This window comes from Rubrobacter aplysinae (assembly GCF_001029505.1).
Lineage (GTDB): Bacteria > Actinomycetota > Rubrobacteria > Rubrobacterales > Rubrobacteraceae > Rubrobacter_A > Rubrobacter_A aplysinae.
On sequence record NZ_LEKH01000002.1, the window covers coordinates 288,558 to 311,712 of the forward strand.

Sequence of the window (23,155 nt, forward strand, 5' to 3'; positions counted from 1 at the left end):
AAACCCTCGAAGAAGTCCGATTCTCTTTACAATGCACCTTTCGTGGTTCGTCCACCGTTACCAGCATCACGGACTTCATCATGTTTAACAGGAAGCAGATACTCAATCGCGTGACTTCCTGATTGGAAAGAGTTCATGATGATGTATATGATGTAGGCATGATTCGCAAGCAGCTCTACATAAGCGAGGACCACGAGCGGGCTCTGAAGGCTAGGGCCAGGGAAGCGGGAGTGTCGGAGGCGGAGTTGATGCGCCGGTTCCTCGATAAGCTCCTGCTCGGCTCCGAGGATAGTGGCGGAATGCCTCTGGGTCGGGCGCGGGCCGCGCTGGACTTTCTGGAGTCCACGGATGAGATCTCGGCCTCCCACTACTTCGCCGAGGACTATCGTTTCGACCGGGAAGGGCTATACGAGGACCGTGGAGCCGGCAAGCGCGCTAGACGCGGATAGTCAAGCAAGGTGAGCCCACGCTACCTGCTGGATAGTAACATTCTGGTTTATACCCTCGACGCCCGGGAGCCTGATAAGAGGGAATGGGCGAAGGAGACAATCCGTAGGGCTGCTCTGGGTGGGAGTGCGGCGCTGCCCGCCCAGGGCCTCTCGGAGTTCTCCAACGTCTGCTTGAAAAAGCTGGAGCCCGCCCTGGAGCCTCGGGAGATACAGCAGGAGATCGAGAGGCTGCAAGTAGCTTTCCCGGTGATCCCGCTTACCGCCCCGGTGATTATGGAGGCATTGCGTGGGGTAGAAGAATACCGGTTCTCCTACTACGACGCCCAGATCTGGGCCGCAGCCCGCCTGGCACAGATCCCCGTAATCTTGAGCGAGGACTTCAACCCAGGATCTACCCTGGAGGGCGTCTCGTTTGTAAACCCGCTCGATTCCGTGTTCGATCCCACAGCGTTAGAGTAGGTTCAGCAGTCAGCTTATCAGTGATCAGCTTTCCGCTGATGGCCGACCGCTAACGTTTGAAGATTTCGCACTACTTAAACTGGGGCCAGGACTTCATTCTTTTCAGATCACGGCCGGGAAGCGTATTCTCAAACCCCTCAAGCTCATCCTCGTAAGTAGGCGTCAAGCCGATGTCGTGGAGGCTCAAGAGGCGGTGGCGGGTGAAGTCGTCCATCCCGAAGCTCGTCAGGGACGAAATGCTTCCGCTCTAGGGACCGGAACATGGAACCGGTGCTCTCTTCGCCGTCAGGCGCCTTGGCCCGGAGTCTCTTGTGTACGTGGACCCCGGGCCGGGCTATCTGCTGAAGCTAGACGCTCTGGGACTGGCGCTGGTGCTTGCCCTCGGCGAACTCCTCCACGATCTTGTCGCAGAATGCGGGCAGGTCGTTGGGGTTGCGGCTGGTAACGAGCCCGCCGTCGGTGACGACCTCCTCGTCCACCCACTCGCCTCCGGCGTTCCGGATGTCGGTCTGGAGCGTGGGGTACGAGGTTAGGGTCCTGCCGCTCACCACGTCGGCCTCCACCAGCGTCCACGGACCGTGGCAGATCACACCCACCGGCTTCTGCTGCTCGAAGAAGGAGCGGATAAAGCTAACCGCCTCCGAGTTGCCGCGCAGGTTGTCAGCGCCCACGGTGCCGCCCGGTACGATCAGGCCGTCGTAGTCGTCGGATGAGACCTCTGAAAAGGTCTTCTCCACCTGGTAGGTCTCGCCCGGATTCACGTCGGAGTTCATGGTCTGGGCGTCGCCGGTCTGTAGACCGATGACGTCCACGCCGGCCCCGGCCTCCTCGACGGCCTTCTTCGGCTCGGTGAACTCCGCCTGCTCGGTGCCCACCGGGGCGAGCAGGATGGCGATCTTGCGGTCTTGCAGCTCATTTGCCACGATTGCCTCCTCGTATCTCCGTATACTTTCGTGATTTGCTCTTCCCTCCCGCGCCCATCCAGGCCCCGGATGGACGCGGGAGCTTTCCGCCTCCGAGGCGCCAGGTAGCTAGGCGGCCTTCTGGGGCTTGAGGACGACCTTGGTCCAACCGTCCTCGCGGTTGTCGAAGCGCTCGTAGGCGTCGGGCGCATCGTCGAGGCCTAGCTCGTGTGAGACTATGAACGAGGGCTTTGCCTTGTCCTGTTGTATAAGCCTGGATAGCTCGCGGTTGTACCGCTTGACCGGGGCCTGGCCCGAGCCGATCTTCTGTCCCTTGAACCAGGAGAGGCCGTAGTCGAAGGCGACCTTGCCCTCCTGATACAGTTCGTCCGGGGAGCCCGGGTCCTGGGGCAAGAAGATTCCCACGGTGCCGATGGAGCCCGTGTAGCGTACGGCGTTCACGAGGGTGTTCATGGTCATCGCCGGGTCCTCGTTGCCGTGATGGTCGTGGGCCTGGTAGCCGACGGCCTCACAACCACAGTCCGCGCCCTCGCCGTCGGTCTCGTTCAGGACCCGCTCTACGGGGTCTTCGGCGGAGTCGTCTATGGCGATGGCCCCGATCTTCTCCGCGAGGCGTAGCCTGTCGGGGTGGCGGTCTATGACCATGATCTTCGAGGCGCTCTTCAGATAACAGGAGTAGGCGGCCATCAGGCCCACGGGCCCCGCGCCGGAGATCACGACCGAGTCCCCGGGACCAACTCCGGCCATCTCGGTGGAATGGTAGCCGGTCGGGAAGATGTCGGAGAGCATCACGTAGTCGTTCTCTTTCTCCCGGGCGTCTTCCGGCAGAATGAGGCAGTTATGGTCGGCAAAAGGCACCCGCAGGTACTCGGCCTGCCCGCCGTCGTACGGCCCCATGCCGGCGAAGCCGTAGGCCGCCCCCGCAGCGCCCTCTGCGGGCTGCATGGTGTAGCAGTAGTTGGTCAGGCCGCGCTCGCAGTTCTTGCAGAAGCCGCAGCTGATATTGAACGGCAGGTTTACCATGTCGCCGACCCGTACCTTCGTTACCCCGGAACCGGCCTCGACCACCTCGCCCTGGTTCTCGTGGCCGAGCACCTTGCCCTCTTCCAGAGGCGTGCGCCCCTCGTACATGTGCAGGTCCGAGCCGCAGATGTTCGTGGTCGTCAGCTTTACGACGACGTCGTTCGGATGCTCGATCTTCGAGTCCTGGACGTTCTCTACCTGGACCTCTTTAGGCCCCCTGTAAACCAGTGCCTTCACGAAAACTCCTTCTCAAAGCTCACTGCTCCGCCAGCGAAATCCTTTCCGCCGACGAACTCCAGATGCCCGGTTTACCAGACTCTGAAACCACCCCACGTTAACCTTCTTCCAAAGCCATCAGAGACCCAACGACGGATAAAGATATATGCCAGCCCGTGGTCCGGGGCTGGATGCACTACCAGAGGTATTGAACGCCCCGATCTACGAAAGGCGGGTACGGATAAGGCCGTTTCTACATCCGGGATCAGAGAACGAACCACCCGGCCGCAAGCCATCGCAAAGTGGTGGAGAAGTGGTGGGAGCTACCCTGCGTATAGCTCCCACCAGAGCGACCCGGCGACTCCCGCTACAACCCCCGGACGGCTAGTTTCGTTACAGAGTATCGCAACAATGTATCTGACCCGAGTATAGCCTGCGCGTACCCTATAGTATGAGCTTCAGACTCATGCGACGTGGAGTGAGCCCGTTTGCTACAGAACCTTCGGCTTGTAGCCCGGACGCGACCGCTCGAACCTCTCCAGCTCGTCCTCGTAAGTCAGCGTCAGGCCGATGTCGTCGAGGCCGTTCAGGAGACGGTGGCGGGTGAAGTCGTCCATCTCGAAGCTCTCCGAAACGCCCGGTCCCTCGACGGTGCGGGTCTCGAGGTCCACCGTTATCCTGGCCTCGGGGTCCTTGCGGGTCTCCTCCAGGAGTTTGTCCACGGCGGGTTCGGGAAGCTCCACGGCGAGGAGGCCTATCTTGGCGCAGTTGTTCTTGAAGATGTCGGCCAGGCTCTTTGCGACGACCGCCCCGAAGCCGAAGTCCTGGATAGCCCAGGGGGCGTGCTCGCGGCTCGAACCACTACCGAAGTTGTCACCGGCGAGGAGTATCGTCGCCCCGACGTGCTCGGTCCGGTTCATTATGAAGTCCGGGTCCTCGCGCCACTCCTGGAAGAGGAACTGGCCGAATCCGGTGCGCTCGATGCGCTTGAGAGCGTCGCTGGGTACGATCTGGTCCGTGTCGACGTCGCTGTACCCGAGCGGAAGCGCCTTACCCTCTACGCGGCTTACGGGCTCCATTAGCTGACCTCCAGTACGCTGAGGTCCGCCGGAGAGGCGAACCGTCCCGTTACCGCCGTCGCCGCCGCCACCACCGGGCTCACGAGGTGCGTACGGCCGCCCTTGCCCTGACGGCCCTCGAAGTTGCGGTTGGATGTCGAGGCGCATCGCTCGCCCGGCGTGAGGATGTCGGGATTCATGCCGAGGCACATCGAGCATCCGGCGTCGCGCCAGTCGAAGCCGGCCTCCGTGAAGATCTCGTCCAGCCCCTCCTCCTCGGCCTGCTGCTTGACCCGCATCGAGCCGGGCACGACCAGCGCCCGGATGCCATCCTTTACCTTGTGACCTTCGAGCACCGAGGCGGCGGCGCGCAGGTCCTCTATGCGGGCGTTGGTGCACGAGCCGAGGAAGACGGTGTCGAGCTCGATGCCGCGTATCGGCGTGCCCGGCTCCAGCGCCATGTACTTGAGCGCCCGCTCCTGGCTCTCGTTGGCGGGCTCGGGGACGACGTCGTCCAGGCCGACGGTCTGGGCCGGGGTGGTGCCCCAGGAGACGTACGGGACGAGGTCCTCGGCGTGTATGACGACCTCCTTGTCGAACTCTGCGCCCTCGTCGGTGTGGAGCTCCTGCCACTCGGCCATCGCGGCGTCCCAGTCCTCGCCCTCGGGGGCGTGCTGGCGGCCCTTTACGTACTCGAAGGTGGTCTCGTCGGGGGCTATGAGCCCGGCCCGGGCACCGCCCTCTATGGACATGTTGCAGATCGTCATGCGGCCCTCCATGGAGAGCTGCCGGATCGCCTCGCCCCGGTACTCGATCACATGCCCCACGCCGCCGCCGGTCCCGATGCGGTTCAGGATGCCGAGCATCACGTCCTTCGCGGTGATCCCGACCGGGAGATCGCCCTCGACCGTGACCGCCATCGTGCGCGGACGGCGCTGGCTGATGGTCTGGGTCGCCAGCACGTGCTCGACCTCGCTGGTCCCGATGCCGAACGCGAGCGCCCCGAACGCGCCGTGGGTAGAGGTGTGGGAGTCGCCGCAGACGATGGTCATCCCTGGCTGCGTCAGGCCGCGCTCGGGCCCGATGACGTGCACGATCCCCTGCCCGATGGCGCCCATCGGGTTCAGCTCGATGCCGAACTCCTCTGTATTCTTGCGCAGCGCCTCCATCTGCTTCGCCGAGACCTCGTCCTCCACGGGCCGATCCGCGCCCCAGGTCGGCACGTTGTGGTCCATCGTGGCGATGGTCAGGTCTGGGCGGCGCACCGTCCTCTCCGCGAGCCGCAACCCCTCGAACGCCTGCGGCGAGGTGACCTCGTGCACCAGATGCAGGTCCACGTACAAAAGGTCCGGCTCTCCCTCCGCCTGCCGCACCACGTGCGAGTCCCACAGCTTCTCCGCCAGCGTCTTCGGCTTATTCGGTGTCTCCATCGCCGCTCCCTCTTGCTTTATCTCAAAATGTGAGATACTTTGCTCATATGCTGAGCAAGAGTGTAGACGATGCGGCGTCCGGGGGCAACCCCACCCGGAGCGGAGTTGGGGTGTTGGACAAGTCGGTTGCGGTACTCTCGTTTCTCTCGGCGGAAGGGGCTTCGAGCCTGTCCGGGGTGGTCGAGGGGACCGGGATACCGCGCCCGACGGCGCATCGGCTCCTCTCGGCGCTGGAGACGCACCACCTAGTGGCGCGGCGTGAGGGCCGGTACGTGCTCGGGGCACGGCTGCTCGGGTGGGCAAGCCGGGTCGAGAGCGGCGCCGGACTGGTTGAGGCGGCCCGGCCCGCCTTAGAGTGGTTGGTTGGGGAGACCGGGGAGAGCGCGCAGCTCTACGTGCGCGAGGGCGAGAACCGGGTGTGTGTAGCCTCGCGGGAGCGGGCGTCGGGCCTCAGGGACACAGTGCCGGTCGGGGCGGTTATGCCGCTGTCGGTCGGGTCTGCGGCGAAGGTGCTACTGGCGTGGTCGCCCGAGCCTGCGGAGCGGGTGGGGTTCGAGACGGAGCGCGGGCGCGGCTGGGCGGAGAGCGTGGCCGAGCGTGAGCGTGGGGTTGCGAGCGTGAGCGCGCCGGTGGTCTCCGGCGGGACGCTAGCGGCGGTGAGCGTGAGCGGGCCGGTGTCGCGGCTCGGTGAGAAGCCGGGCGAGAGGCTTTCGGAGCTGGTGCTGCGGGCGGCGCGGGAGATCGAGGGTGGGATCGCGGAGGTCTAATCAAGAGTAGTAGGCTCAGAGGACAGTTTGCAGATTCGCCTGCTAGCATTAGAGTGCTAAGAACTTCGATTGCTGAAACGATGGTGTTTGAATGGGGTTACTCACATTACTTACAGCAACTCTAATAGCTAGCGTCGCTCTTATGAGCAGTTTAAAGACGCAACAAACTCCAGAAGAAGAGAACTCTAAGAAGGGTCTTCATGATTTCTATGTGATTCTGGAAAGAATTTGGCGCGAACTAAGAGAGTTAAACGAGCAACGCCGACAATCCAATGAACCAGATCCACGAACTCAACTTCACCGTATTAGCTCTATGGATGGGTACCAGTTTGAAGCTTTCATGGCTGGTGTTTTTCAGCGTCTTGGGCACGAGGTCTCTCCTATGGGAGCTTCAGGCGACCAAGGTGTAGATCTCCTTTTCAGGTCTAATACCGAATTGGTAGCAGTCCAATGCAAGAACTATGACCGTCCAGTCGGTAATACGCCTGTCCAGGAGGTATTCGCAGGAGCGAAATATCACAATGCGGATCGAACTATAGTAGTGGCACCAGCAGGATTTACCCCAGGAGCGGAAGAGCTAGCAGGAAGAACAGATACGCAACTGATCGATTTAGATGGCATCGAGAGGCTGCTAGAACGAAGTTCTGATAGACAAGAAACCTATGGGGATACGAAGCCTAGATACGGAAAATACTTTTGGTGGATAGTAATAGTATTCTTCCTATTTCCCGTAATTATCAGTGTAATTCTCCTACTCGTTCCACCTGTAGGACTGTATCTAATGTGGAGATATACAGAGTGGAGCAATAGAACCAAGTGGATCATTACTATTATCACCATTATTGTGGTCACTATATTATTAGTTTGGGCGGGCGTAAGCGATCAGTCACCTCCTACAAACCAGCCCTCATAGCGTTCAATCAACCAGACTGTACATCCGAGCATTTAATACTAGGCTTCGGATGAAACCCGCACGCAGCGCGGATATACTCGCCCTCACATCTGGTGGGCGCGAGAGAACGGAGCATCTAGGAGTCTATGGAGCAGAAGCGTAGGGTATTCTCCGGCATACAGCCGAGCGGCAACCTGCATCTGGGCAACTACCTCGGCGCGATCAACAACTGGGTCAGGATGCAGGAGGAGTACGACAACTACTTCTGCATCGTGGATCTACACGCGCTGACCGTGCCGCAGGAGCCGGAGGAGCTGTCGCGCAAGGTGCGCGAGGTTGCGGCGGTGTATCTGGCGTCGGGGTTGGATCCCGAGCGATGCGTCATCTTCCGCCAGAGCCGGGTCTCGGAGCACGCCGAGCTCTCGTGGCTGCTCAACTGCGTCGCCCGCTACGGCGAGCTCTCGCGCATGACCCAGTTCAAGGACAAGGCCCAGAAGGGCGGCGCGGAGGTGGCGAGCGCCGGGCTCTTCGACTACCCGGTGCTGATGGCCGCCGACATCCTCCTGTACAACGCCCACGCCGTCCCCGTCGGCGAGGACCAGCGCCAGCACCTGGAGCTTACGCGCACCATCGCCCGGCGCTTCAACCACGACTACGGCGAGACGTTCGTGGTGCCGGAGCCCATGATCCTGACCACCGGCGCACGCGTGATGTCCCTGGACGAGCCGAAGGAGAAGATGAGCAAGTCATCCCCACGCCCCGGCAGCTACATCTCCATCCTGGACGAGCCGGACAAGGTAAGAAAGAAGATCCGGCGCGCCAAAACCGACTCCGGCTCGGAGATCATCGCCACTGAAGACAAGCCCGCAATCGCGAACCTCTTAGGCGTCTACGCCGGCATGACCGGCGAGAAGATACCTGAGGTAGAGCGCCGCTATGAGGGCAAGGGCTACGGCGACTTCAAGAAGGACCTGGGCGAGGTCGTGGCCGAGGGGCTCGCCCCCATCCGCGAACGCACGCTGGAGCTCCTCGACGACCCGGCGGAGCTGGACAGGCTGCTAGACGCCGGTGCGGAGAAAGCCCGCGAGGTCGCCCACCCCAACCTGCTGCGGACGTGGGAGAGGATGGGGTTAGGCTAGGCCTCTCTTCACCTACGTATTCTGACGGTGACGTTTTTGATCTGGGTGTAGTTGTCCAGGGCCGCCAGGCCCTTCTCGCGGCCGGTTCCGCTCTGTTTGTAGCCGCCGAACGGTGAGCCCATGCCGCCGGCGTAGTACTCGTTGATCATCACGTTACCGGCTTGCACGTCGGTGGCGAAGGCCAGCGCCTTGTCTATGTCTTTGGTGTAGATGGCGGCGGCTAGGCCGTAGGGGGTGTCGTTCGCCATCGCCGAGGCCTCCCCGGCATCGGCGAAGCTCTGGACGGTCAGGACGGGGCCGAAGATCTCCTCCCGCTCGATGCGCATCCCCCGCTCCACGCCGTCGAAGATGGTCGGTGAGACGAAGTATCCCCGGTCGAACTCTTCCGCGCGACCGCCGATCAGCATCTCCGCGCCCTCCCGCTCGCCGGACTCGATGTAGCCGGTGACGCGGCCGAAGTGCTCCTCGCTGACGAGCGGGCCGAGGTCCAGGCTCTCCATCCCCGGGCCGATCTTCCATCCCTTCGCGTTCTCGACGAGGCGTTCCAGTAGCGGCTCGCGCGCGGAGTCCTCTACGATCAGGCGTGAGCCCGCGTCGCAGTACTGGCCGGTGTTTGAGTAGATGCCCTTCGATACCTCCGAAGCGACGAGGTCCAGGTCGCTGTCGGCGAAGACTACCTGGGGCGACTTGCCGCCGAGCTCGGCGACCACCGGCTTTACGTGCTCGGCGGCGGCCCGGAGCACTGCCTTTCCGGTCTCGACGGAGCCGGTAAAGGTCATTGAGTCTATCTCCGGGTGCTCGCTCAGGGCCTTCCCGGCCTCCTCGCCGTAACCCGGCACGACGTTGTACACGCCGGCGGGGAAGCCGAGTCTGAGGAATATCTCGGCAAATTTAAGCGCGGTCAGGGGCGTCTGCTCTGCGGGCTTTACTACCGCCGTGTTTCCGGCGGCCAGTGCGGGGGCCAGGCCCCGGCAGACCATGCCGAGCGGCACGTTCCAGGGGACGATGTGGGCCGTGACGCCGACGGGCTCTCGCACGGTGAATCCGAGGTGATCCGGACCCTGCGGGATGGTGTCGCCGTGGATCTTGTCCGCCGCACCCGCATAGTAGTCGAAGTAGGCGGCGCAGGAGGCCATCTCCGCCCGCGCGTGCTGCAGCGGCTTGCCGGCGTCCAGCGTCTCCAGCCGGGCGAACTCCTCGGCCCGGCGCTCCAGCTCACGGGCGACCCCGTACAGCATCCGGGCGCGCTCGGGGGGCTTGACCTTGCTCCACTCACCCCGAAACGCCTCGCGGGCGGCCGCCACCGCAGCATCTACTTCCCGCTCTCCGCCGCGTTCGACGCCCGCGATGACCTCCTCGGTTGAGGGGTTCACGGTGTCGAAGGTACCGTTCCCCTCCACCCACTCGTTCCCGATAAAGATGCCGGTCTTCGGCCCCGTCATTCTCCAGGCCCCTCCTCGGTGACGAACATCTGGACCATCTCCTCGTCGTCGCCGCCGGGGATGCGGTACACGCCGACCATCCTGTCTATGACCATGTTCTGGAAGCGGTGCAGCGGCTCCTCGAAGCGGTAGCACATGCGGCCGCCGCGGTAGGCCGGGTTGGAGAGGCCCTGCTGCACCCGCTCGACGATCTCGATGTCCTGCCGGTTTACGAGATCCCAGAACTCCGCGAGCTGATCCAACGCAGCCTCTGAGCCCTCGTTCTTCTCGGACTCGGGGTGGGCCAGGAGCATGGTGTGCTCCTCGGTGTGGCCCGCCGCGACGGGCTTCGCCATCAACACGAACACGTGGTTCGGCAGCACTACGATGGCGGTGTTGGGAAACAGCCACACGAAGCGTCCGCTCTGGGAATCCTGCTCGCCTAGCTTGGAGAGCGGCGGCAGCCCGTCCCAGCCACCGGCGTCGGTGTTGCGCGATACAGGGCTGGTGCACATGCCCGTGTACATCCCCGGCCCCTGCCAGCGGTAGTGGTCCTCCATGCGGCTGACCTCGACGAGCTCGGGATGCACCCAGGGCAGGTGGTAGTACTCCATGAAGTTCTCGCCGATCAGCTTGTAGTTTGCGTGAACCGTGTACGGCTTCTCGCGGGCGAGCTCCCACTCGTCCAGCCGGTAGCCGCCGAGACGCGTGTCGAGATCCCCGAGCTGCTCGGAGAGCGGGGCGGCCTCGTCGTCCAGGTTCACGAACACCAGAAAGCCCCAGCTATCCACCCTCACCGGCATCAGGCCGTAGTCCCGCTTGTCGAAGCCCTTTACGTCGGACATGTCGAAGATGCCCTGCTGGTCCTCTGGGATGTCCGAGCCCTCGAACAGCGGGGTGCCGAGCAGGTTGCCTTCGAGATCGTAGGTCCAGGAATGATACGGGCAGCGGATGCGGGACTTTACGTGCCGGCAGCCGTCGTCCAGGAGCTTTGCGGCCCGGTGGCGGCAGACGTTCTGGAAGGCCTGGAGCTCGCCCTGCTTGTCCACGGTGACGATTATGGAGCGCCCGGCAACCTCGGCGACCACGACGTCTCCGGGGCTCTTTAGCTGCGAGGTGACGCCGACGGCGACCCAGCTCGTGGCGAAGACCCGTTCCTGCTCCAGCTCGAAGAAGTCCTCGCGGGTGTAGGCGTCGGGGGTGAGGGTGGAAGCGAGATCCACTGGCAGCCTCGTCTGCCGGTAGGTCTCCTCTCTTAGAAAATCCTCGGTGGAGAAGCGATACAGGCGTCCGGTGCCCCTCTTGCTATCCTTGCTGCCGTTGCTGCCGTTGGTATGCTCCGTGGTCAATCTTGCTCCCTTGACTGCCGCTCCCGCCCCGGAGTCGGCGACTGCCATGCCGGTCCCTCGTCGCGTCAGCCTCCCGGCCAACGCCTCTTACTGCAGGGCACGCTCACCTCCTTTGCCACCGACCGGGGTCTCTAAACCCGGTTTCACCGGTCCCCACGCGCCGCACTACAGCAGCCTCTCCTCGAAAGGATACAACGAGAGTATCACCGGCCCGTCCGGGGAGATCCAGACCTCATCCTCCAGCTTCACGCCGTCCTGACCTCCGACCTCCCCGGCGTAGAACTCCACGCTCACCACCATGTTCTCCCGGAACTCCCCCTCAAGCTCCGCAGCCTCCGGCGTCCCGGGGAACGGCACGAACGGCGGCTCGTCGTCGGTGCCGATACCGTGCAACACGAACGGGTATCGCTGCTCGTCGTACGCTTTCGGATACTCTGGTAGATCCGCCAGCAGATCGGCGTACGCGAGGCCGGGCCGGGGCTTCGCGGCAACCTCCTGCGTGAAGTCGTGGGCCGCCCGGTAGGCCTCCTTCTGCGCGGGCGTCGCGCGGTCTCCGCACAGGAACGTGCGCGAGACGTCGCAGACGTAGCCCTCGGGGCCGGTCATGTCGGTGTCGAAGGCGACGCGAGGTCGCCGGGCCTGACGAGCTTGCTCCCGGCCTCCTGGAACCAGGGGTTGGTCTTGTGGCCGGTCGAGAGCAGCCGCGAGAAGCAGTACTCGCCGCCCAGGGAGAGCATCTTGTGGTAGAAGACCCCGAGCAGCTCGTGCTCGCTCACGCCGGGCCGGATCGCCGTTTCGAGATCGTACAGCGCCGCCTCGCAGACGGCGGCCGACTGCCGGATGAGTTCGATCTCGTCCGGCGTCTTTATGATGCGCGCGGCCTCCAGTGGCTCGTCAGCGTCGGTGAGACACAGTCTCTGCGCCTGCAAGGCGGAGAAGCCGTGGTAATCGAGGCGGTCTACGCCGAGCTTCGAGCCGGCGACGCCCCGGCTCCTTAGCTCCGAGGCTATCTCCGCCGCCCACTCGCCGGAGCGTTCGGGGGCCATGTGGTCTGCGAACCGGGCCTGCCAGTGGTAGGCGTTCCTGACGTCGGAGAAGAACTCCTCGGCCCGGAACTTAGCCTGGGCCATCTCGAAGACGACCGGGCTGCCCTCGACGGGCACCAGCACGTAGTGGCCGAGATTGGTCGCCGTCCACAGCGGCATCACGCTCACGCCCGTGACGTAGCGGATGTTTATGGTATCCGTGAGGAGCAGCGCACCGATCTCCCGGTCCCGCATCTCGGCCTGCACCTTGTACAGCCTTTCCCGGCGCAGCCGCCCGAAGTCCACGCCGCGCTCCAGCAGCGTGCTCGTCTGGCCCAGCGTGCGCCGGTCTCTGGGCGCGGCGCGCTCCACCCTATTCGTCTCGTCAAGCATGGAACGCCTTCTCGAAGCTGTGGTCGGTGAGCGCCGGACGCGAGACGGAGAAGGAATCTATCGGGTGGCGAGATTCTCCATCCAGCGCGAGCTCCGAGAGGATCTCACCGATGAGCGCCGCGAACTTGTAGGCATGCCCGGCCCCTATGGCGACCGAGATCTGGGGATGCTCGTCCAACGTGTCCAGCACGAAGTTCTGATCCGGCGGCACCGTGTACAGGCACGTCTTCGTGTACAGCTCCGGCCCCAGAAAGCCGGGTACGTGCTCTTCGAGAAACTCCCGGTAGCGCCGCTGCCTCTCCGGGTCTGGCTCGAAGTCCCGCGTATCGGCGGTAACCTCGTGGCCGCCCATGTGCTCGCCGAGCTTCGTCGCGACCTCGCCGTATACCGGGAATCCGTAGTAGTTGTGCGCCCCGTGCCACATAAAGACCGGGAACCGCTCCGGCGAGAACTCTCGCAGATTCGGCGTAGAGTAGTAGGTGACCTGCTCCTGGGTCACGGTCAGCGGCATCTGGAAGCCCGTACCGGCGAGCACCTGGTTGGTCCAGGCGTCGCTGGCCACGACGACCCTGTCGGCGTAGTAGGTCTCCTCATACGTCTCTACCTCCACCCCGCTCCCGCTCGGCCGCACCGCGCGCACCGGCGTCTCCTCCAGTATGGTAGCGCCGTTCAGTCGGGCGAGCGCCGCATGTACCGCGTTCGCCCTGCCCGCGTCCACGATGCCGGACTCCTCCTGGTAGATGGCCCGCTCCGACCCTCCGAGCCGGAACTGCGGCCAGCGGCTCATCACCTCGCCCGCGTCCAGAACCTCGTAGTCGAAGCCGAACTCCTCGAAGGCCGCGACGTAGCCTTCGATGTTGCGGGTCCCGACCTTCTCCGGGTCCCGCCCGGCGGCGTCCTCTATGACGAGCCCGCCGGTCTTGGTCACCAGCCGCTGCCCGGACTCCTCCTCGACCTCCTCCCAGGCGCGATAGGCGTCCGGGGCCAGCGCGGCGTACTGCGACTGGTGCTGGGCCAGCCGGATAATGCGCGAGTGATCCTGAGACGCCCCGTTGTGATGCCCGAGCCGGAACCGCTCCAGCCCGAGCACGCCGTCCCCGAGCTCCCGCGAGAGCCGGTACAGCGCCGCCGAACCCAGGCCCCCGCACCCTATTACTATGACCTCGTAGTCCGCATTCACCGTACCCGCCTCCCGTCTGCGAATAGCCTGCCTCTGCCCGGGATGTTAAGAAGAAGTATCTTTTGTGTCTAATATATTTTTGTACCTTTAATTAATATGTTGTATATATGTATTATGGAGTTGCGGCAGCTACGGTACTTCGTCGCGGTGGCGGAGGAGATGAACTTCGGGCGGGCGGCGCGGCGGTTGCGGATCAGTCAGCCGCCACTCAGCATGCAGATCAAAGCCCTGGAGCGGGAGCTCGGGGTGGATCTTTTCGCGAGGACCACCCGCAGCGTTAGCCTCACGGACGCCGGACGGGCGTTCTTGCCACGGGCGGCGGAGATACTCCGCTCGGTCGAGGAGTCGGCGGAGGTAGCCCGGAGCGCGGGGGCCGGGCTCACGGGGCGGCTCACGGTGGGGTTCGTAAGCTCGGCGACGCTGAGCCTGTTGCCGCCGGCTGTGAGGCTGTTTCGGGAGCGGTTCGGCGGCGTGGAGCTGGAGCTCAAGGAGCTTACGAGCGGGGAGCAGCTCGACGCTTTGTACGAGCGAGGGATCGGGGTCGGGCTGGCACGGCTGCCGCTGGAGGCTCCCGGCATCCGTGTGGAGCCTCTGCTAGAAGAGAGGTTGCTGGTTGCGCTACCCGAGGGTCATCCTTTGGAGAGGCTGGACCAGGTGCCGATGCAGGAGATCTCGGATCTCCCACTGGTGTTCTTTACCCGCAGGCTGGTGCCAGGGCTTCACGAGCACATCCTGGAGCTGTACCGGAGCGTCGGGGCCTACCCCCAGGTCGTGCAGGAGGCGATACACCTGCAGACCATAGTCGGGCTCGTGGCTAGCGGAGTCGGGCTGGCGATACTCCCCGACTCAGCCCGGCGCGTCCATCGCGAGGGTGTGACTTACCGGCCGCTGGACGCAGAGGAGACGGGGAGCTGGCTCGGCCTGGCGTCCCTGGAGAACGAGGACTCGTTGCTCGCGGAGAACTTCACCAGGACCCTGCGGGAGGTGGCCCGGGGAGAGGAGTAGGCCGATAGACGAGAAAGGAGCTTAACCGGGCGAGAGCAGCACTGTATGTACCCATGGCCCAGGGTGCCACCAGTGGGGATCGGAGGGCGCATCTCTCCGGGAGCACCATCGAGGAGGAGTTCTCCCCGGAATACACCGGGGAGAGCTATCTGAAAGAAGTCCGGACAGCCTCACCATACAACCGCTACACAACTCCTGTGTCAGCGTTTCCGTCTCGCTAGGAGGGGCGGGGTTGCACCCGAATGACCCCGCCTCTCACAGTGGCCGGCACTATCTGCCGAAACCGGCCGCCCAAAGCCGGCGATGCGATTAGCCGAAGGTCAGCACCACCCGGTCACGCAGGCGGCCGTCCGCCATCTCCTTCAGGACGTCGTCCGCATCCTCCAGCGGGCGCTCGGTAACGCGGGGCCGGATGTCGTGGCTGGCGGCAAAGGCGAGGGCGTCGCGGGCGTCCTTACGCGAGCCCGAGGGTACACCCATGATCTTGCGGCGGCCCATTATGAGAGCAGCCGGTGCGGCCTCGATCTCATCCCCGGCGGCGCCGAGCACCACGAGCCGACCGTCCTGGGCGAGCCCGTTCACGGCCTGGCTCATCAGCTCGCCCGAGGGGCTGGTTGCGAGCACGATGTCCGCGCCGCCGTCCCACTGCTGTAGCGCGTCGGCGAGCGACTTCTCCTTGGTATTTATGAAGCGCTCGGCCCCGAGCTCGCGGGCCTCGCCCTCCTTGTCCGGGCTGCCCGAGAGAACGGCGACCCGCGCCCCCATCGCCCGGGCGTACAGCACCGCGAGATGGCCGAGCCCGCCGAGCCCTATAACGGCGACCTTCTCGCCCGGCCGGAACTCGGCCCGCTTGAGGCCATTGTGCACGGTCAGCCCGGCGCACATCAGCGGCCCGGCCTCCGAGTCACTCAGGGCATCCGGGATCGGGACGGCGTAGCTTGCGGGTGCGATCATGTACTCCGCGTATCCGCCGTCCCGGGTAACACCCGTAACCTGGACCTCGTTGCAGAGGACCTCGTCCCCGGCGGTACACTGCTCGCAGTGCCCGCAGGAGTCGTAGAGCCACGGCATCCCGACGCGCTGACCCTTCTGGGGCCACTCGACGTTCTCGCCGGCCTCCTCGACCACGCCCGCGACCTCGTGCCCCGGAACCAGCGGGAACTGCGCAAACGGGAACGCGCCCTGCTGCACCGCCAGATCACTGTGGCACACGCCGCAGGCGCGGACCCGGATCAAGACCTCGTCAACGCCGGGCTCCGGCCTCTGCCGCTCCTCCTGCGAAACCGCGCTGCCCGTATCCTGCATTACCATCGCCTTCATCAAACACCCTTCCGATACGAATTCGTGTATGAGACCCGCAAATCCTAACCGCCCGGCGGAGATGTGCAAGCCCGGTTCCGCGAGCGTTATAGTGGGTAACCCGGTGATACGAGAGTCTGCAGAGTCGGCGAGTGCGGCGCGGGGGCGTCGCGGCACGAGGAGACGAGCACTCAGTGAAGAATCTGAAGAGCACGCTAGACCGCATAGACAACAAGGGCTACGGAGCCTACAAGGACCTGCAGGGCACGTACGAGTTCGGGGACTTCACCCTGTACGTGGACAAGGTACAGCGAGACCCGTTCGCCCCGCCGTCACTCATCCGGGTGCGCACTCACGACAACGGCTTCGACCGCGCCCTGTACGAGAATCTCGTGCGCCGCTTCGCCTTCGAGGACTTCCTCACCCGCCAGGCCGAGCAGGAGATCAAACGCGCCGTCCAGGGCAACCGAGGCTCCGGCAAGAGCGGGCGCGTCGAGATACAGCGTCCCTCTCAGGTGATCGTCCCCCGCACCTCCTGCGTCGTCGACGAGAGCGGCGTCGAGGCCCGCATGGCCGTGGGTCTTCCGGCTAAAGGCCGCACCGTGGACGGCCGCGCCGCCCGTGAGGTGCTCTTGGATGAGCTGCCCGAGATCGTGCACAGCGCGTTAATACATCAAGGTATTGACACGGAGAAAGCGCTGGAGCACGTCCAGACGGTTGAGGACGCCGAGCACCTGCGCGGACGGCTGGCGGAGCTCGGGCTGGTCGCCTTCGTCGTGGACGGCGCGATCCTCCCCCGCGAGAGCGGCGCGAGCGACCGCCCGATGAAGAGCGGTGCGAAGCCGTTCGCAACGCCCGAGGAGTATCGGGTGGAGGTAAATCTCCCGAACCGTGGCGCGGTCACGGGCATGGGCATCCCCGAGGGAGTAACGCTCATCGTGGGCGGCGGCTTCCACGGCAAGAGCACGCTGCTCAGCGCGCTGTCGTGGGGCGTGTACGATCACCTGCCCGGAGACGGGCGCGAGCTGGTTGTCACACGCGAGGACGCGGTCAAGATCAGAGCCGAGGACGGCAGGAGTGTGGCCGGGGTGGACATATCCGGCTCTATCGGCGGGCTCCCGGGCGGCGGCTCCACCGAGGACTTCTCGACCACCAACGCCTCGGGCTCGACGTCGCAGGCTGCGAACATCGCGGAGGCGCTGGAGGTCGGCACGTCGCTCTTTCTGGTGGACGAGGACACCAGCGCTACCAACTTCATGATCCGGGACGAGAGGATGCGCGAGCTGATCCAGCGCGAGCCCATCTCCCCCTTCATAGACGTGGTCGCCCCGCTTCACAGGGACCTCGGCGTCTCCACCATAGTCGTGGTCGGTGGCGTCGGGGATTATCTGGACGTGGCGGATCACGTCATACTCCTGGAGGACTACGCCGCAACCGACGCCACCGGGCGCGCCGGGGAGGTGACAGAGGAGTTTCCGCCGCGCGCACCGATAGGCGGAGCCGGGATCTCCAACCCCAGGGACCGCAGCCTGGAGCCGGGCTCCATAGATCTCAGGCGCGGCAAGAAGGAGACCTCCCGGGGCAAGGGCCTCTCAACCGTGGAGCTTGGCCGGGAGAGCGTGGACCTCACCTACCTGGAGCAGCTCGCTGAAGGCGGCCAGACCGAGGCGATAGCCAGGATCATCGGCGAGTTCGCCAAGAGCAAGAACGGCCAGAGCGCCCGCGAGGTCGCCGAAGAGGCCCTGGCAGACGTGGAGAAGAACGGCCTCGACTCCCTGGGCCCGTTCAAGGGCCACCCCGGTGAGATGAGCCAGCCCCGCCCGCAGGAGGTCGCCGCCGCCATAAATCGCATCCGCTCCCTCAAGGCCACGACCGTCTAGAATTATCCGTAGAATATGCGGGGGAAATCCGCTTCGGGCGGCTGACGAGCGAGGAGGATGGAGAACAAGTGAACAGGTCTCGTGGTAACAGTAGAGGTATCCTTTCAGAAAGGCCGGTAGCCAAGATACTCGTCGTGCTGGGCGTGTTGCTCGTGCTGATAAGCCTCCTGGCGGGATCCTCGACGCTGACCGGCATCGGCTGGGCCGCCATACTGGCTTCGGCCATAGCGGGGGCTTTCTTTAACGTCTGATCCGGCGCGGTCAGCGGTGGCCGGTGAGTCGCGAGTTTGCGCCGCCCTTTCGTTCCATCCCGCACCGGGGCACGGTGGGAAGGAGACCAGGCCTATACGTGCCGGCTCCGCGACCGGGCACGGAGATCCTTTGAGATCTCTATTCCACCGGGTGTTGTGGGTGAGTCTGGCAACATACTCTTTATAGTGTCTAGTCCGGTGTCGTGGACCGTACACGTAATCCCAGAGGCCGAATTTCGCCAAGGACAAGATTGAGACAAACGTACTTTCGGGTAGTAACCTCCGGCCACGGGCTACGGGGAGGTGCCATCCGGGAAACTCCGGAAGGGCGATCGTAGCCGAACAGGTTGACTCTGCTCGGGGAGACGGGCGGGAGAGCTAGAGGGAGAAGCCTTGGACGAACGCGCCGGTTGGAACGCCCGGTACCTCAGAAGACGCCGTCTGAGAGTGATAGGGCTGCTGATGTTGGTGGTTCTCGTGCTCTTCGTGTTCGCTCAAAGCTGTAGCGCTTGGCTGTTCTCCTCCGGGGATCAGAGCCTCTCGCTATCCTCCGGCTCCTCTGACTCTTCTGACTCTTCTGAATCCGCCAACTCTTCGAGCTCCTCTGGATCTTCGGGCTCCCAGGACTCCCCGAAAGCGGGCTACGAGGGCGCGAGAGCGGACAGGGAGGCCGGAGAAGGCGGGCGGGGCGGAGACGCGAGAAATTCGGGGAATGCCGAGGATAATAGTAAAGGGGGTCTGTTCGGCCTGGGGGGTGGCTCCGGAGATTCCAAAGACTCTGGAGACTCGGGCGGTGATAAGTCCCGGAAAGCAGAGAAGCCTTTCGCCGCGATCCCGCCCCCGGAAGGCGCGAAACCTCTACAAGATCGCTCCGAGGCCGACACCGCCCACGGCCGGTATGGTGGCAGGGGTGAGTCCGATGGAGAAAAGGATTTCCCTCCGGGCCGGATGCTGGTACGCGGGGCGAAAGACCCATCAAACGGTCCGCTGCAGGAGAACCGGCTCGTCGCCTACTACGGTACGCCGCTCTCGGGCTACATGGGCATCCTCGGCGAGCTGCCGCCGGAAGAGATGATGGCCCAGCTCAAGAAGCAGACCAGGGCCTACTCCGCCGCCGACCCCGAGCGCCCGGCCGTGCCCACCATCGAGCTCATAGCGTCGGTGGCCCAGCGTAACCCGGGGCCGGAGGGACTCTACGTGCAGCAGACGCCGGTGGAGGAGATCCGGCGCTACTCCAGGCTCGCGAAGAAAAACGACGCCCTGCTCTTGCTCGACGTCCAGCTCGGGCGCGACGACCTGATGAACGAGGTCAGAAAGCTCGAGCCGTTCCTCAAGCAGGAGCACGTCCACCTCGCCATAGACACCGAGTACTCCGTGGGCCCCGGACAGGTCCCGGGCATAAACCTCGGCACCATCGCGGGCTCCGACATCCAGCGCGCCGTCCGGTACATGGATCAGCTCGTCGAGAAGGAGAACATCCCGGACAAGCTGGTGGTCGTCCACCAGTTCGAGACCGGCATCGTCTCCGGCAAGCAGAACATAAGCCCGACTAAGAACGTCCAGGTATCCCTGAACGCCGACGGCTTCGGGGGCGCGGCGGCCAAGCTCTCCAAGTACGACATCCTGGTCGGTCAGCAGCCCATCCAGTACGGGGGGTTCAAGATCTTCTACCGTCAGGACTACCCGGTCCTCTCACCAGAGGAGGTGCTGCAGATGGAGCCGGCCCCCGCCGTCGTCAACTACCAGTGAACGCCGACCGTGTAAGACGCGAACCAGGAGGCGGATACGTGAAACTCGATAACCCTTCGCGGAGCGGAAGAGCACCGGAGAGGCGGCCAGGCTCCGGGCTACTCAAGATCCCGGCCCTGGTGGGGATGCTGGTGCTGTTGTCGCTCGCGCTCTACGGCTGCGGCGGGTCCGGCCAGAATAGCGGGCAGTCCTCCGGGAACGCCGACGCAGACTCCGGCTCCACCTCGCAAAACGCCTCGAAAAACGCCTCAAATAGCGAAGGTACGAGCGGAGGCATGGAAGCTACGGAAGCCACGAAAAGTATGGGAGGTACCAGCGAAGCCACGAGCAGGTCCGCTGGCGAGTCCCCGGGCGGCGAAGAGGGCGGCGGAGATAAGCCGGAGGCCGTGAAGGGGCTCTACGTGCCGGGGACCGCGGCGGGCGGTCAGAAAATGGCCGGGATACTGCAGACGGCTGAGGAGACCGAGGTCAATGCTCTCGTTGTGGACGTAAAGGAGGCCGGTCACACCACGTATCCCTCCGAGGTGCCACTGGCGCGGGAGATCGGCGCGACCACGCGCCAGATCCCGGACCTCGAGAAGCTGGTCGAGAAGCTGGAAGACCGCGACATCTATACCATCGCCCGACTTTCCGTCTTCCAGGACGACGTGCTGCCGCGCGAGCGCCCGGACCTCGCCGTGCTGGACTCCGCGACCGGCGGGCCGTGGCGGACCTATCAGGGCGGCACCTGGGCGAACCCGTACCGGGAGAGCACGTGGGAGTACAACGCCGCGATAGCGAAAGAGGCCGCAGAGGCCGGCTTCGACGAGATACAGCTAGACTACGTCCGTTTCCCGTCCGACGGCCCGATGAACCGCCTGAGCTACGGAGAAAAGACCGCCCCGACCCAGGCTGCGGCAATCGCGGGCTTTCTGGAGCACACGCAAAAGGAGCTGGAGCCGACCGGCGCCGAGCTCTCCGCCGACGTCTTCGGCCTGGTCGGGATGAACGACCGCGTGGGGATAGGTCAGATCGTCTCCGAGATGTCCCCGCACCTGGACGTGCTCTCCCCGATGGTGTACCCCTCCCACTACCCGGCCGGGGCCTACGGCTACGGAAACCCGGACGCCTACCCGTACGAGATCGTCGAGCTCGCGATGGACGACTTCTCCAAGAAGGCCCGCAAAGCGAACCCGGAGATCGAGATCCGGCCCTGGCTCCAAGACTTCGACTACGTCTCCGCCTACGGCCCGACCCAGATAGAGGCCCAGATAAACGCGGCCCGGGACTCCGGCATCCGGGGCTGGCTGTTGTGGAACGCCGCCGGAGAGTACACCGAAACTGTCCTCGGAGTCGGGGGGCAGTAGCGTGATGTGGTTGAGGCCAGAGACGCAACCGGCCGGCGGACGCCGCCCTCTCCCCCGCCCGCTCTCGATGCCGCGGATCCTGCTAACGATGCTAATGCTGGCCCTGCTCACCGGATGCGGAGGAGGCTCGGGCGACGAGTCGGGGAGCGGAGATACGGAGTCCGGAGGCTCTTCGAGTGCCGAGCGGGAGCAGAACGGCGGCTCGCAGGGCACGGACCAGAAGTCCGGCGGTGGAGGCACGACGAGCCCGGCAGACACGGCAGACACTACAAAGCAGTCCAGGAGCCCGGCGGAGGTTGGAGCGGATGAGACCGGGAGCATCATGGTGCTCGAGTACCATCGCATAGGCGGGGATCCGACCTTCTCCCCCGACTGGACCATCTCCACACAGCAGTTCCGGCAAGAACTTACCTACCTGTACGAGAACGACTACTACCCGGTGAATTTCCGGGACCTCGTAGAAGGTGCGTTGGAGGTCCCGGCGGGGAAGACCCCGGTCGTGCTGACCTTCGACGACTCCAGCGACACCCAGTTCACGATGGTGCGAGAGGAGGGAGACTGGGTGCCCGAGCCGGCGGGAGCCGTGGGTGTGCTGGCCGAGTTCCACCGCAAGCACCAGGACTGGCCCATGAAGGGCACGTTCTTCGTCTTGCCGGAGGCGAACGCCCCGAACAACCTCTTCGGGCAGCCCGAGTTGGCGGAGAAGAAGCTGCGCTATCTGGCGGACGCCGGGTTCGAGATCGGCACTCACACCCTGTATCACGCGAACCTCGCGCAGGCCACGCCGGCCGGGGTCAGAGAGCAGCTCGCACTCTCCGTGGCGGAGATAAAGAAGCGTCTCCCGGACTACGAAGTGGACAGCCTCTCCCTGCCCTTCGGCGAGTATCCCTCCAACGAGGCGCTGCTGAGGTCCGGCACGTGGCAGGGCTCCGGGTACGACCTGGAAGGGGCCGCCGAGGTCGCCGGTGGACCGAGCCCGGCCCCGTATAGCTCACGCCTGGATCCCTACCACGTACCCCGCATCCAGACCGGCGAGCTGGCGGGACAGAGCCAGGCCCTTTTCCGGTACTTTGAGCAGAATCCGGGTGAAAGATATGTCAGCGACGGCAACCCCGACGTGGTCTCCTTCCCAAAGGGCTCGGGAGAGAGCCTCGACACCGCCGAGATACAGAGTGCGGGAAAGCGCATCCGGCCCTACTGAGAGCCCGCACCGACTCCACGCCGGTTCCGGGTTAGCATGTGCGGGTAGATCACTGATGACAGAGCACGACAGACAGAGCAGATAGGAGATATCTTGGCCCAGCAGAGCTACGATGACCCGCCGGAGATGCAGCTAGAAGAGGGCGCGGAGTATCATGCCGTCTTCGACACCGAGAAGGGCCGCATCCGGGCCCGCCTCTTCGCAGAGGAGGCCCCGGTAACGGTTAATAACTTCGTCTTCCTCGCCCGCGACGGCTACTTCGACGGCACCACCTTCCACCGGGTCATAAAGAACTTCATGGTCCAGGGCGGAGACCCGACCGGCACGGGGACCGGAAGCCCCGGCTACCGCATCCCGGACGAGTTCGGCCCGAGCCTCCGCCACGACAGGCCCGGCATCCTCTCGATGGCGAACGCCGGACCGGACACCGGCGGCTCGCAGTTCTTTATCACCTACGCCGCCACCCCCCACCTCGACGGCCGGCACGCCATCTTCGGCGAGGTGGTCGAGGGCATGGACACCCTGAACGAGATCCGCGAGCGCGACCCCCAGCGCGACCGCCAGCCCGGCAACCGCATCGAGAGCGTGGAGATAGAGGAGACCCCCGCCTCTTAAACAACGTCCGGGATCGCCCCGGACAAAGTAGAGCCGGGGCCCGCACCCAGGATGTGTAAGGTGCGGCCCCCGGCTATGTTCGGCT

Annotated in this window: 23 protein-coding genes; 12 read left to right on the forward strand and 11 right to left on the reverse strand. The window is 64.4% G+C overall.

The features are described from left to right. Window positions 1-158 precede the first annotated feature (158 nt). Window positions 159-449 (forward strand): hypothetical protein, encoded by a 291-nt coding sequence (locus tag ABD53_RS15665; protein ID WP_053057642.1) that lies wholly within the window; start codon window positions 159-161, stop codon window positions 447-449. A gap of 9 nt (window positions 450-458) precedes the next feature. Continuing rightward, window positions 459-908: a PIN domain-containing protein gene (locus tag ABD53_RS03725; protein WP_047864372.1), complete on the forward strand. Its 450-nt coding sequence runs from the start codon at window positions 459-461 to the stop codon at window positions 906-908. A gap of 70 nt (window positions 909-978) precedes the next feature. On the opposite strand, the gene ABD53_RS17165 is transcribed toward ABD53_RS03725, so the two are convergent. From ABD53_RS17165 to leuC, 5 genes are all read right to left on the reverse strand, one after another. Continuing rightward, window positions 979-1,122 carry a hypothetical protein gene (locus ABD53_RS17165; RefSeq protein ID WP_160309616.1) on the reverse strand — a complete coding sequence of 48 codons (144 nt, stop codon included), beginning with the start codon at window positions 1,120-1,122 and terminating at the stop codon, window positions 979-981. Between the two features lie 133 nt (window positions 1,123-1,255). Then, window positions 1,256-1,831 carry a type 1 glutamine amidotransferase domain-containing protein gene (locus ABD53_RS03730; protein WP_047864373.1) on the reverse strand — a complete coding sequence of 192 codons (576 nt, stop codon included), beginning with the start codon at window positions 1,829-1,831 and terminating at the stop codon, window positions 1,256-1,258. A 108-nt stretch (window positions 1,832-1,939) separates the two neighbouring features. Next, entirely contained in the window at window positions 1,940-3,091 is a 1,152-nt protein-coding gene (locus ABD53_RS03735; protein WP_047864374.1) for a glutathione-independent formaldehyde dehydrogenase, read from the reverse strand. A gap of 470 nt (window positions 3,092-3,561) precedes the next feature. Further along, the gene (gene leuD / locus ABD53_RS03740) at window positions 3,562-4,149 is read right to left on the reverse strand and encodes a 3-isopropylmalate dehydratase small subunit (RefSeq protein WP_047864375.1); all 588 of its coding nucleotides are present in this window, start codon (window positions 4,147-4,149) and stop codon (window positions 3,562-3,564) included. Beyond that, entirely contained in the window at window positions 4,149-5,558 is a 1,410-nt protein-coding gene (gene leuC, locus ABD53_RS03745; RefSeq protein ID WP_047864376.1) for a 3-isopropylmalate dehydratase large subunit, read from the reverse strand. The genes leuD and leuC overlap by 1 nt, the downstream gene beginning before the upstream one ends. A 47-nt stretch (window positions 5,559-5,605) precedes the next feature. On the opposite strand from leuC, the gene ABD53_RS03750 reads away from it, so the two are divergent. The 3 genes from ABD53_RS03750 (at window position 5,606) to trpS (ending at window position 8,356) form a co-directional block, all read left to right on the forward strand. Then, window positions 5,606-6,325: an IclR family transcriptional regulator gene (locus ABD53_RS03750; protein WP_047864377.1), complete on the forward strand. Its 720-nt coding sequence runs from the start codon at window positions 5,606-5,608 to the stop codon at window positions 6,323-6,325. 91 nt (window positions 6,326-6,416) lie between these two features. Then, entirely contained in the window at window positions 6,417-7,238 is an 822-nt protein-coding gene (locus ABD53_RS16410) for a restriction endonuclease (protein WP_084709261.1), read from the forward strand. Between the two features lie 125 nt (window positions 7,239-7,363). Beyond that, window positions 7,364-8,356, forward strand: a complete 993-nt coding sequence (gene trpS, locus ABD53_RS03755) for a tryptophan--tRNA ligase (RefSeq protein WP_047864378.1) — start codon at window positions 7,364-7,366, stop codon at window positions 8,354-8,356. A gap of 8 nt (window positions 8,357-8,364) precedes the next feature. On the opposite strand, the gene ABD53_RS03760 is transcribed toward trpS, so the two are convergent. From ABD53_RS03760 to solA, 5 genes are all read right to left on the reverse strand, one after another. Beyond that, entirely contained in the window at window positions 8,365-9,798 is a 1,434-nt protein-coding gene (locus ABD53_RS03760) for an aldehyde dehydrogenase family protein (protein WP_047864379.1), read from the reverse strand. Then, window positions 9,795-11,126, reverse strand: a complete 1,332-nt coding sequence (locus ABD53_RS03765) for an aromatic ring-hydroxylating oxygenase subunit alpha (protein WP_235401293.1) — start codon at window positions 11,124-11,126, stop codon at window positions 9,795-9,797. The genes ABD53_RS03760 and ABD53_RS03765 overlap by 4 nt, the downstream gene beginning before the upstream one ends. A gap of 165 nt (window positions 11,127-11,291) precedes the next feature. Further along, on the reverse strand, window positions 11,292-11,732 hold the full coding sequence (locus ABD53_RS03770; protein ID WP_047864380.1) for a M24 family metallopeptidase: 441 nt from the start codon (window positions 11,730-11,732) through the stop codon (window positions 11,292-11,294). Then, window positions 11,729-12,544, reverse strand: a complete 816-nt coding sequence (locus ABD53_RS03775; RefSeq protein WP_047864381.1) for a M24 family metallopeptidase — start codon at window positions 12,542-12,544, stop codon at window positions 11,729-11,731. The genes ABD53_RS03770 and ABD53_RS03775 overlap by 4 nt, the downstream gene beginning before the upstream one ends. Further along, window positions 12,537-13,724 (reverse strand): N-methyl-L-tryptophan oxidase, encoded by a 1,188-nt coding sequence (gene solA, locus ABD53_RS03780; protein ID WP_084709263.1) that lies wholly within the window; start codon window positions 13,722-13,724, stop codon window positions 12,537-12,539. The genes ABD53_RS03775 and solA overlap by 8 nt, the downstream gene beginning before the upstream one ends. Before the next feature lie 114 nt (window positions 13,725-13,838). On the opposite strand from solA, the gene ABD53_RS03785 reads away from it, so the two are divergent. Beyond that, complete coding sequence (locus ABD53_RS03785; protein WP_047864383.1) at window positions 13,839-14,729, forward strand: LysR family transcriptional regulator; 891 nt, start codon at window positions 13,839-13,841, stop codon at window positions 14,727-14,729. 309 nt (window positions 14,730-15,038) lie between these two features. On the opposite strand, the gene ABD53_RS03790 is transcribed toward ABD53_RS03785, so the two are convergent. Continuing rightward, window positions 15,039-16,049 (reverse strand): alcohol dehydrogenase catalytic domain-containing protein, encoded by a 1,011-nt coding sequence (locus tag ABD53_RS03790; RefSeq protein WP_047864482.1) that lies wholly within the window; start codon window positions 16,047-16,049, stop codon window positions 15,039-15,041. 173 nt (window positions 16,050-16,222) lie between these two features. Here ABD53_RS03790 and ABD53_RS03795 point away from each other — a divergent pair, with 173 nt between their 5' ends. The 6 genes from ABD53_RS03795 to ABD53_RS03815 all read left to right on the forward strand — a co-directional run bounded on the left by ABD53_RS03795 (window position 16,223) and on the right by ABD53_RS03815 (window position 23,070). Continuing rightward, window positions 16,223-17,908, forward strand: a complete 1,686-nt coding sequence (locus ABD53_RS03795) for an ABC-ATPase domain-containing protein (RefSeq protein ID WP_084709266.1) — start codon at window positions 16,223-16,225, stop codon at window positions 17,906-17,908. A 68-nt stretch (window positions 17,909-17,976) separates the two neighbouring features. After that, window positions 17,977-18,159 (forward strand): hypothetical protein, encoded by a 183-nt coding sequence (locus tag ABD53_RS16790; RefSeq protein ID WP_152670557.1) that lies wholly within the window; start codon window positions 17,977-17,979, stop codon window positions 18,157-18,159. 393 nt (window positions 18,160-18,552) lie between these two features. Next, window positions 18,553-19,908, forward strand: a complete 1,356-nt coding sequence (locus ABD53_RS03800) for a hypothetical protein (RefSeq protein WP_200900266.1) — start codon at window positions 18,553-18,555, stop codon at window positions 19,906-19,908. A 38-nt stretch (window positions 19,909-19,946) separates the two neighbouring features. Then, on the forward strand, window positions 19,947-21,254 hold the full coding sequence (locus ABD53_RS03805) for a putative glycoside hydrolase (protein WP_053057645.1): 1,308 nt from the start codon (window positions 19,947-19,949) through the stop codon (window positions 21,252-21,254). 88 nt (window positions 21,255-21,342) lie between these two features. Then, complete coding sequence (locus ABD53_RS03810; RefSeq protein WP_160309617.1) at window positions 21,343-22,455, forward strand: polysaccharide deacetylase family protein; 1,113 nt, start codon at window positions 21,343-21,345, stop codon at window positions 22,453-22,455. Between the two features lie 93 nt (window positions 22,456-22,548). Then, window positions 22,549-23,070, forward strand: coding sequence for a peptidylprolyl isomerase (locus ABD53_RS03815; protein WP_047864385.1), 522 nt, complete (start codon window positions 22,549-22,551; stop codon window positions 23,068-23,070). Window positions 23,071-23,155 lie beyond the last annotated feature (85 nt).